General features: G+C 54.0%; 9 protein-coding genes. 4 read left to right on the top strand and 5 right to left on the bottom strand.

Going from position 1 to position 10,722, the window contains the following annotated elements:
• Positions 1-319 precede the first annotated feature (319 nt).
• The 4 genes from dksA to ACTHUF_RS05945 form a co-directional block, all read right to left on the bottom strand.
• On the bottom strand, positions 320-736 hold the full coding sequence (dksA, locus tag ACTHUF_RS05960; RefSeq protein ID WP_003747644.1) for an RNA polymerase-binding protein DksA: 417 nt from the start codon (positions 734-736) through the stop codon (positions 320-322).
• 232 nt (positions 737-968) lie between these two features.
• Positions 969-1,526: a YggT family protein gene (locus ACTHUF_RS05955; RefSeq protein ID WP_049349128.1), complete on the bottom strand. Its 558-nt coding sequence runs from the start codon at positions 1,524-1,526 to the stop codon at positions 969-971.
• A 2-nt stretch (positions 1,527-1,528) separates the two neighbouring features.
• Complete coding sequence (gene proC / locus ACTHUF_RS05950; protein ID WP_315093127.1) at positions 1,529-2,326, bottom strand: pyrroline-5-carboxylate reductase; 798 nt, start codon at positions 2,324-2,326, stop codon at positions 1,529-1,531.
• A gap of 75 nt (positions 2,327-2,401) precedes the next feature.
• A complete protein-coding gene (locus ACTHUF_RS05945; protein ID WP_315093129.1) occupies positions 2,402-3,100 on the bottom strand; it encodes a YggS family pyridoxal phosphate-dependent enzyme in 699 nt (232 codons plus the stop codon).
• 117 nt (positions 3,101-3,217) lie between these two features.
• On the opposite strand from ACTHUF_RS05945, the gene ACTHUF_RS05940 reads away from it, so the two are divergent.
• The 3 genes from ACTHUF_RS05940 (at position 3,218) to yccS (ending at position 7,885) form a co-directional block, all read left to right on the top strand.
• Positions 3,218-4,264 (top strand): type IV pilus twitching motility protein PilT, encoded by a 1,047-nt coding sequence (locus tag ACTHUF_RS05940; protein WP_004519239.1) that lies wholly within the window; start codon positions 3,218-3,220, stop codon positions 4,262-4,264.
• Between the two features lie 86 nt (positions 4,265-4,350).
• Positions 4,351-5,580, top strand: coding sequence for a PilT/PilU family type 4a pilus ATPase (locus ACTHUF_RS05935; protein ID WP_070646398.1), 1,230 nt, complete (start codon positions 4,351-4,353; stop codon positions 5,578-5,580).
• A 163-nt stretch (positions 5,581-5,743) separates the two neighbouring features.
• On the top strand, positions 5,744-7,885 hold the full coding sequence (gene yccS / locus ACTHUF_RS05930; protein ID WP_440407334.1) for a YccS family putative transporter: 2,142 nt from the start codon (positions 5,744-5,746) through the stop codon (positions 7,883-7,885).
• Positions 7,886-7,980: 95 nt separating this feature from the next.
• On the opposite strand, the gene ACTHUF_RS05925 is transcribed toward yccS, so the two are convergent.
• Positions 7,981-9,159 carry a phosphoglycerate kinase gene (locus ACTHUF_RS05925; protein WP_036493913.1) on the bottom strand — a complete coding sequence of 393 codons (1,179 nt, stop codon included), beginning with the start codon at positions 9,157-9,159 and terminating at the stop codon, positions 7,981-7,983.
• A 194-nt stretch (positions 9,160-9,353) separates the two neighbouring features.
• Here ACTHUF_RS05925 and ACTHUF_RS05920 point away from each other — a divergent pair, with 194 nt between their 5' ends.
• Positions 9,354-10,703: a pitrilysin family protein gene (locus tag ACTHUF_RS05920; protein WP_315093134.1), complete on the top strand. Its 1,350-nt coding sequence runs from the start codon at positions 9,354-9,356 to the stop codon at positions 10,701-10,703.
• The last annotated feature ends 19 nt before the right edge of the window (positions 10,704-10,722 follow it).

Below are 10,722 nucleotides of genomic sequence, written 5' to 3'. Positions count from 1 at the left end.
TCGAATTATACAGTACAATTTTTAAAAGTCAACTAAAATTATCGAAAATTTCAACCAACTGTGTTATACTGTCTGCTTCGTTTTCTTCACCGCGTCAGCAGCGAAGAACCGAACTATACGCCTCCCAACAAAACCAGTCAACACCTTTCGCAAAATTATTTTCGAAAATTTAATCACCACCCTGTTTTAACAGGGTTTTTATTTTTCTAAAAACACCTCAAATCTTCCCTATTCGCTTCCAATATCCAACCCGGTTCAATACTAAGGCCGTCTGAAATTTTGGTTTCAGACGGCCTTTTTGAGGTTTTATGTCTATATTTTAGTCGGCAAACTGTTTTTTCATTCGTTCGCGTCGCTCTTGCGCTTCTACGGACAGTGTCGCGGTCGGACGTGCCAGCAGGCGTTTAAGGCCGATGGGTTCGCCGGTATCGGCACAGAAACCGTAATCGCCTTCGTCAATGCTGCGGATGGTTGCTTGCACTTTGCTGAGAAGTTTACGCTCGCGGTCGCGGGTGCGCAGTTCTAAAGCGTATTCTTCTTCTTGGGTAGCGCGGTCGGCAGGATCGGGGGCGGATTCGTGCTCTTGGAGATGACCGGTAGTGGTGTTTGCATTTTCAATCAGCTCTTCTTGCATTTTAACCAGTAGTTCGCGGAAGAAGGCCAATTGGTCGCTGTTCATGTAGTCCTCTTCGGGACCATCCCAGTTTAAAATATCTTGTTCTGTCAGCTTTGCCATGGTGTCTGCTTTCGGTTTATGTTAATGATTTGGATGCTACGGGTTTGCTTTTATTGGGTTTTCTTGAATTTCCGTTTTGGAAATTGGGCGAATCATATCATGTTTTACCTATTCATTTGTTCTTTATATTTCGATTTGCACTTTTTTGCACTAGCTTACGCCTAAATATATTAATGTGCTTTTTAGGACGTTGTATTTTTGGTCGTTAATACCTACTGCGCTTTCAGACGGCCTATTGGAGCAACCATAAATTCGTTTGCTGGATAAGCTGGGGAAACCATCGTGTCAGCCACAACCATAATAAGAGTGCCAACAAACTGCCTGAAAAATCGTATCGCCCTGCGCGTAAGAAGGAAAACGGTTTGAGCAATGGCTGCAGGATTCGTTCGATGGCATAGGTCAACGGCGAATAGCGGCCCTGTATGCTGGACACCATTCTGATAATCAGAGCGATAAGTAATGTATAGGCTGCGGCTTTCAGCATATGGAGTATGGCAAACCAGAAGTTTGCCAGAATCAGCTTATTGCTGATGGATAATGCCGGCGAGATGAAAATAATGGCGGTACAGGCAAGGTAATACACCAGAAAACCTGCGGGCAGGCAGTACCAATCGGTTTTCTCGCCGCTTGGAAATGCTTTTTGCCAAGGTTTGGTCAGCCAGCCTGTTGCCTGTATGCTGAATTTGAGCAGGGGGTGTTCTGCTGCCAATCCTGCGTATCGGAGCAAAAAGCGTGTGATACACAGGATGGCAACGGCGTCTGCCAATAATAGAAGCAAGTCGCCGCGCATGTTCAGACGGCCTTGTATTGTTGCGCCATTTCTTGCGAACGTTTAACGCAGGCTTCTACGCCCTGTTCGATGGCCTCAGCAACATGACGGGCTTTGAAGGTTTCGATGGCTTCGTGTGTTGTGCCGCCTTTAGAAGTTACGTTTTGCTGTAATTGTGCGAATGCTTCGCCGGTTTGTTCGGCCAAAGCCACTGCGCCTTTAAATGTGGCGAGACTCAGTTCGCGTGCGTCTTGTTCGTTGAAACCTTGTGCCAAAGCCGCGTTTTGGAGCGCGCCCAACAAATAGAAAACATAGGCGGGGCCGCTGCCGCTGATGCCGGTAATATTGTGGAGTTGCTCTTCCTCGTTCAGCCAAACGGTCGTGCCGACAGAGCGCATGATGCCGTCTGCGGCTGCGCGGTCGGCTTCTGAAACGCTTGCATCGGCAAACATACCGGATACGCCCAAACCGATTTTGGCCGGCGTATTGGGCATGATGCGTACGATACGGCGTGTGCCGCCCAGATAATGGCTGAGGGTATCGATGGACAATCCGGCCGCTACGGACAACACCAGCGCGCCATTCAAACGAATGTTTTGACAGGCTGCCTGCATGTCTTGCGGTTTGACGGCGAGAATGAGGACGTCGTCCGCACTCAATTCGGGCAGGTTTTCAGAAGTGGCTACACCCAATTCTTGAACCAACTGCGCCCGTCTTTCGGTGCCGCGTTCGACAATGTGGACACGATAGCCGTCTTGTTTGACCAAACCGCCTGCAATGGCAGTCGCCATATTGCCGCCGCCGAGAAAATAGATTTTCATATATATGTCACTCCTTTGTGATATCGATCAAGCCGTCTGAAACTGCTGTCTACCCTGTTCAGACGGCCATTAATTTTACGCTTGAGGATAATGCCGCTTGCCGAAAATCGCGCTGCCGATGCGGACATGGGTTGCGCCGCATTCTACCGCGATTGGCATATCGCCGGACATACCCATAGACAAAACATCTGCTTCGACACCTGCCGCGTTCAACTCAGCCAACAGCCGTTGCATGGTGTGAAACTGGCTGCGTAACTCATCATTGCTGCTGTCGGCCTTGGCCACACACATCAATCCGCGCACTTTAATATTCGGCAACTTGGCCACTTCAAGGGCCAGCGCAACCGCTTCATCGGGCGCCACACCGTGTTTCGCCTCTTCCGCGGCAATGTTCACTTCAATGCACACCTGCAACGGCGGCATTTCAGACGGCCTTTGTTCGCTCAAGCGCCGCGCCGTTTTCAGACGACCTACCGTATGCACCCAATGTGCGCGTTCGGCCACAAATTTGGTTTTATTGGACTGCACATCGCCGATAACGTGCCAAACAATATCCGGCAAATCAGCCAGCGTTTCCGTTTTTTCAAACCATTCCTGAATATAGTTCTCGCCAAAATCGCGCTGACCGGCCGCATACACTTCGCGGATATCGTCTGCCGGAAACGTCTTGCTGACCGCCACCAGCTTCACCGCATCCGCAGGCCGTCCTGCAGCCTCTGCCGCCTGTTCAACCGCCCGGCATACGTCCTGATAGTTTTGTTGCAATACCGACATGGTTTTCTCCTTTTACCCGTTCATCACTCGGCATTTTAAAAATTTTACTTGGTCGAACGGATTTATCTATTTAAAATAAAGCGATTTTATTATTCTAAACCAAAACAAGGCCACATTATGCAGATTACCGACTTACTCGCGTTCGGCGTAAAAAACAAAGCCTCCGACCTCCATTTGAGTTCGGGCATTTCCCCTATGATACGCGTACACGGCGACATCCGCCGCATCAACCTGCCCGAGATGAGTTCGGAAGAAGTCGGCACCATGATTACCTCGGTCATGAACGACCACCAGCGCAAGCTCTATCAACAGGATTTTGAAGTCGATTTCTCATTTGAGCTGCCTAATGTTGCCCGTTTCCGCGTCAACGCCTTTATGACCGAACGCGGCCCGGCTGCCGTATTCCGTACCATTCCGAGCACCGTTCTGACGCTGGAAGAATTGCGTGCGCCGCGCATTTTCCAAAAAATTGCCGAAAATCCGCGCGGTTTGGTCTTGGTAACCGGCCCGACCGGTTCGGGTAAATCCACCACGTTGGCGGCGATGGTCAACTACATCAACGAAACCCAACCGGCCCACATTCTGACCATCGAAGACCCGATTGAGTTCGTCCACCAAAGCAAAAAGGCGCTCATCAACCAACGCGAGCTGCATCAACACACCCACAGCTTCACCAACGCCCTGCGTTCCGCACTGCGCGAAGACCCCGACGTGATTTTGATCGGTGAGATGCGCGACCCTGAGACCATCTCCCTCGCCCTGACAGCCGCCGAAACCGGCCACTTGGTTTTCGGCACGCTGCACACGACCGGCGCCGCCAAAACCATCGACCGTATTGTCGACGTATTCCCTGCAGGCGAAAAAGAAATCGTGCGCTCCATGTTGTCCGAATCCTTGCGCGCCATCATTTCCCAAACCCTGCTGAAAACCCGCGACGGCAACGGCCGCGTCGCCGCACACGAAATCCTGATTTCCACACCGGCCGTGCGCAACCTCATCCGCGAGAACAAAATCGCCCAAATCAACGCCGCCCTCCAAACCGGTCAGGCCCACGGTATGCAAACCCTCGATCAAGCCCTGCAAACCCTTGTCCGCCAAGGCACCATCAGCCCAGAGCTGGCACGCAGCAAGGCGCAAAACATCGAAAACCTCTCTGTTTTCTAAACCATACTCAGGCCGTCTGAACCCCATCATCCCGTTTTCAGACGGCCTTTCAGCCTGACCGAATACCCGTTTTAAAGAGAATCATCATGAGCGACCTCGCCCCTCTGCACGACCTGTTAAGCGAAATGGTGCAAGCCTACTCACAAAAAAACCAAGCACCGCACATCCCCACCCCGGCCGAAATCGGCACGCATCTTCATCCCCTGCTCGACCGTATGTGTGAAGAGGCCGAAAAACGCAACGCATCCGACATCTTCATCAGCGCAGGCTTTCCCCCTGCCATCAAAGTCGGCGGCACCCTCACGCCCATGCCACACAAAGCGCTGACCGGCGCGGACACCGCCGCCATCGCCGAATCCACCATGAACCCCGACCAGCTCGAAGCCTTCAACCGAGACTGGGAAATCAACTATTCCGTCCAATCGCGCAGCAACACGCGCTACCGCGTCAACGCCTACCACGAGCAAGGCCGCGTCGGCATGGTATTGCGCCGCGTCAGCCAAGACATTCCCGAAATGAAGACCCTAGGTTTGCCCGAAAAGCTCCAAGAGCTTGCACTCGCGCCGCGCGGCCTGCTGATCCTCGCCGGCCCGACTGGTTCGGGTAAATCCACCACCATGGCCTCCATGCTCAACTACCGCAACCAAAAGCTGCCCGGCCATATCGTTACCATCGAAGACCCCATCGAGTTTATCTACAAACCTTGCCGCAGCATCTTCACCCAGCGTGAAATCGGCATCGATACCGACAACTGGAAAACCGCCGTTCAAAGCGCCATGCGTCAAGCGCCCGACGTCGTCTGTATCGGCGAAGTCCGCAGCGAAGAAAGCATGGAATACGCCCTCCAACTGGCTCAAACCGGTCATCTGTGCGTTTTCACCATCCACGCCAGCACAGCCTCCCAAACCATCGAGCGCATCATCAACTTCTATCCGGAAGACCGCCGCCAACAGGTCTTGATGGATTTGGCGTTGAACCTCGTCGGCATCATCGGCCAACGCCTCGTCGTCAAGAAAAACCGCCAACGCACGGCCGTTACCGACCTCCTGCTCAACACTCCGGCCATGCAGGACCTAATTTTCAAAGGCGAATTGCTGGAAATCCGCGACCTGATGGCACGCTCCGGCAGCAACGGCATGCAGACGTTCGACCAAAACCTCTTCAACCTCTATGCACAAGGCCAAATCGAACTCAGCGAAGCCCTGCGCCAAGCGTTTTCCGCCAACGATTTGCGCCTGCGCATTCAAATGCACGACGAGGGCAACAATACCGAGCGTCTCTACGACCGCATCAGCGACCTCAACCTGATGACCTGATGACGCAGGCCAAACAAGGCCGTCTGAACAGATGTGGAAACGAAATCAAGCATTTCGCCGTATCCGTTCAGACGGCCTTATCTCATTTAAAGCATTCTGAAACCGACTGAAAATCCTGTTAAAATCCAATCATTCATCTCATAACAAATAAAACAACCCAACCATGAGCACCCCGCCACTCAAACCTCTGATCATTGCCTCCCTACCCGTCTTCGCCAGCGTATTCATCGCCGCCACCCTTGTTTGGCACTTTAACACCCCCAAACTTGCCATGCCCTTCGTACTCGGCATTATTGCCGGCGGTTTGGTCGATTTGGACAACCGCCTCACAGGCCGTCTGATCAACATCGTCATCACCGTCGCCCTGTTTACCCTCTCCTCACTGCTTGCCCAAAGCACCATCGGCACAGGCGTTCCCTTCATCTTGGCCATGACCCTGATGACTTTCGGCTTCACCATCCTCGGCACCGTCGGCCTCAAATACCGTACCATCGCTTTCGGTGCGCTCGCCGTCGCCACCTACACCACGCTGACCTACACCCCCGAAAGCTACTGGCTGACCAATCCCGTCATGATTCTGCTGGGCACCGTCCTATACAGCGTCAACACCCTGATCTTCCAAATCATCCTGCCCCACCGCCCCGTCCAGGAAACCGTCGCCAACGCCTACGACGCACTCAGCAACTACTTCGATGCCAAAGCCGACTTTTTCGACCCCGACGAAGCCGCATGGCTGGGCAACCGTCAAATCGACCTGGCCATGAGCAACACCGGCGTGATTACCGCCTTCAACCAATGCCGTGCCGCACTTTTCTACCGATTACGCGGCCAACACCGCCATCCGCGCACCGCCAAAATGCTGCGCTACTACCTCAGCGCGCAAGACATGCATGAACGCATCAGCTCCGCCCACGTCGATTACAGCGAAATGGCCGAGCAGCTCAAAAACACCGACCTCATCTTCCGCATCCGCCGCCTGCTCGAAATGCAGGGTCAGGCGTGCCGCAACATTGCCGCCACCCTGCGCAACAACAAACCCTACGCATACAGCAAACGCCTCGGCCGCGCCATGGAAGGCTGTCGCCAATCCCTCGGCCATTTTGCCGAGACCCACGCCGACAATGCCAACCTCCACAATATCCGCCGCCTGCTCGACAACCTCAGCAGCGTCGATTACCAACTGCGGCAACTGCAAAACGATGCGTCCCTTGCTGAAAACGACAACACCGACACCCGCATTGCCGCCCTTGAAAACACCAAGTTCCGCAACATCGGCGAGACCGTCCTCAGCCAGCTCAATTTCGAATCCGGCGTCTTCCGTCATGCCACCCGCCTTTCCATCGTCGTGGCCGCGGCCTGCATCATCGTCGAAATCCTCCATCTCAACCTCGGCTACTGGATTCTACTGACCGCCCTCTTCGTCTGCCAGCCCAACTACACCGCCACCAAAAGCCGCGTGTACCAACGTATCGCCGGCACGATTCTCGGCGTGATTGTCGGTTCGCTCGTCCCCTACTTCACCCCGTCCGTTGAAACCAAACTCTGGATTGTCATTGCCAGCACCACCCTGTTTTTCATCACCCGAAGCTACAAATACAGCTTCTCCACCTTCTTCATCACCATCCAAGCCCTGACCAGCCTTTCGCTTGCCGGTTTGGACGTGTACCACGCCATGCCCATCCGCATCATCGACACCATCGTCGGTTCCGTTATCGCATGGGCCGCCGCCACCTACCTCTGGCCCGATTGGCGTTACCTCACCCTCAGCCACACCGCCGCCCAGACCATCACTGCCAACGGCCGCTATCTCGACGCCATCCTCGACCAGCTGCAAAACGGCAGCCGCGACGATGTCGACTACCGCCTCACCCGCCGCCAAGCCCACGAAAGCACTGCCGCCCTCAGCAGCACCTTATCCGACATGAGCAGCAACCCGAAAAAATACCAAGACCGCCTGCAAGACGGTTTTACCCTGCTCAAAACCAGCTATGCGCTGACCGGCCACATTTCCGCGCTCGGCGCATACCGCGACCAGGTTCATCACGACGGCAGCGATACCTTCGCCCCATATGCCCGCCTGACCCACCACATCGCCGAACTCCTCAAACAAATGCCGCAGACCGAACCGGCCACCTTCGATGCAAGCATCGAAGCCATCCGACAGGAATTTGCCGATTTGGAGCAGACCGACAAAGAGCAGTCCCAACAAAACCAAATCCTCAAACACCAACTCGACCTCATCATCCGCCAGCTTGCACCGTGTTATCAGGCATTGCACAGACAGTCGGATACACAAACCGCCTAAACCGATAACACATTTCAACAAAATAAATAAGGCCGTCTGAAACCTGATTTCCAGATTTCAGACGGCCTTTATTCAGCCATCGAGATTAAAACCGATTACGCGCCGCGTTTTTCCAAAGCGGCTACGGCAGGCAACTCTTTGCCTTCCAAGAATTCGAGGAACGCGCCGCCGCCGGTGGAGATGTAGCTGATTTGGTCGGTTACGCCGAATTTGGCAATCGCCGCCAGAGTGTCGCCGCCGCCTGCAATCGAGAACGCATCGCTTTGGGCAATCGCTTCGGCCAATACTTTGGTACCGCCGGCAAATTGGTCAAACTCGAACACGCCGACCGGGCCGTTCCATACGACAGTGCCTGCGGCTTTGAGCAGCTCGGCCAAAGCAGCGGCGGATTTCGGGCCGATGTCCAAAATCATGTCGTCTTCGGCAACGTCGGCAATGTCTTTCACCACAGCTTCCGCATCGGCGGCGAAGGCTTTAGCGACAACCACATCGGTCGGCAGCGGAACAGAGCCGCCTTTGGCCGCCATTTTCGCCATGATTTTTTTGGATTCTTCCACCAAATCGTGTTCGGCCAAAGATTTGCCGATGGCTTTGCCTTCTGCCAACAGGAAGGTATTGGCAATGCCGCCGCCGACGATCAGTTGGTCGACTTTGTCGGCCAAAGATTCGAGGATGGTCAGCTTGGTGGACACTTTGCTGCCGGCAACGATGGCAACCATCGGATGAGCCGGTTGTTTCAGGGCTTTGCCCAAAGCGTCGAGTTCGCCCGCCATCAACACGCCTGCGCAGGCAACCGGTGCGGCTTGGGCAACGGCTTCAGTCGAAGCTTGGGCGCGGTGGGCGGTACCGAATGCGTCGTTAACGAACACGTCGCACAAAGAAGCGTAGGCTTTGCCCAGCTCCAAGTCGTTTTTCTTCTCGCCTTTGTTGATGCGCACGTTTTGCAGCATCACGACATCACCGGCGTTCAAAGTCGGTTTGTTTTCACGCCAGTCGTTCAATACTTTCACGTCTTTGCCCAACAGTTTGCCCAAATGCGCAGCAACAGGCGCTACATCGTCTTCAGGATGGAATTCGCCTTCGGTCGGACGGCCGAGGTGGGTCATCACGATCACAGACGCGCCGTTGTCCAAGCAGTATTTGATGGATGCGAGCGAAGCGCGGATACGGGTATCGTCGCTGATGTTGCCGTCTTTGAACGGTACGTTCATATCGGCGCGGATCAGAACGGTTTTGCCTTGAACATTTTGTTCAGTCAGTTTCAAAAATGCCATGATGATTCCTTTGTGATGGTTGGGAACGGGAATGTTTGGGATTATCCGCGAATGAAGCGCGACGGTAAAGATTGGCAACGGCCGCGCTTGATGTGAATCAGCAGATAAAGCCGCAGGCCGTCTGAAACATTCGGCCAATCTTTGCAGATTTCCGCTATACTTTGGCGATTGATTTTCATTTTACGGATTGAACCATGTTACGCCGAATTGCTTTAATGCTTGCCTTCGCACTGCCTGCCGCTTCATGGGCGCAGACGCTTTCTGAAACCCTGCCCAACGGTCTGAAAATCATCGTCAAAGAAGACCACCGCGCGCCTGTGGCCGTTTCGCAGATTTGGTACAAAATCGGCAGCGTGGATGAGAAACCGGGAAAAAGCGGCCTGAGCCATGCTTTGGAACACATGATGTTTAAAGGCACGAAAGACGTTCCCTCCGGCGAATTCAACCGCCGCGTGTCCGAGCTGGGCGGGCAAAACAACGCCTACACCAACCGCAATGAAACGGTCTATTACGAAAACGTCGCCGCCGCCAACCTGCCCGAGATTCTGAAACTCGAAGCCGACCGCATGCACAACCTCAACTTCAGCGACAAAGAATTCCTCAACGAGATGAACGTCATCCGTGAAGAACGCCGCCAGCGCACGGAAGACACTGCCGACGGCAAAATGTGGGAACAAGCCTATCTTGCCGCCTTTACCCAACCGTCCATGCGCGCCTCCGTCATCGGCTACATGAAAGATTTGCACACCCTAAAAGCCGACGACCTGCGCGCGTGGTACAAACAGTATTACGCGCCCAACAATGCCGTATTGGTCATTGTCGGCGATGTCGATGCCAAACAAACGCTTCAGACGGCCGCCAAACTCTTTGGCGATATTCCCGCCAAAGCCCAGCCGCCGCGCAACAAACTGAATACCGAACCCTATTTGCGCAAACCTGTTACAGTCAAAGCCACTTCTCCGGTTACACACCAGCCGCTGATTGCCATCAACTTCCGTGTGCCGAAACTCCAAAAACTTGATGACACGATGCCTTTCGCCCTCGACATCCTCTCCGATATTTTGGCAGGCAACGCGTCCAGCCGTTTTGACAAAAATCTCGTGCGCGGCAAGCAAACCGCATTGAGCGCAGGAACGCATTACGACATCATCAGCCGCGAAATGCCGCTGTTCAGCGTAATAGCCATGCCTGCCGAAGGCGTGAAAACCGATACTCTGATTGCCCAGCTGCGCCAAGAAATCAAAGACATTGCCGACAACGGCGTTTCCGAAGAAGAATTGCAGCGCGTCAAAACCCAGGCAGCGGTCAGCGAAATCTACGCCAAAGACTCCATGTCTTCCCAAGCCTCCATGATGGGCCGCCTCGAAGCGCGCGGTTTCCAATATACCGACGAACAAGAAATCCACCGCCGCCTACAGGCCGTCAGCGCACAAGAAGTACAGGCCGCCGCCCGGATGTTGACCGACGAGCGCATGAGTACCGTCATCATCGAACCGCAAAAAACAGCCGCCGCGCCAAGCAAAAAAGCTGCCAACCGCCGATAAACATCAGGCCGTCTGAAAG

The sequence above is a fragment of the Neisseria sp. P0024.S006 genome (assembly GCF_051956595.1).
GTDB lineage: Bacteria > Pseudomonadota > Gammaproteobacteria > Burkholderiales > Neisseriaceae > Neisseria.
This window is presented reverse-complemented; position numbering and strand designations above follow the sequence as displayed.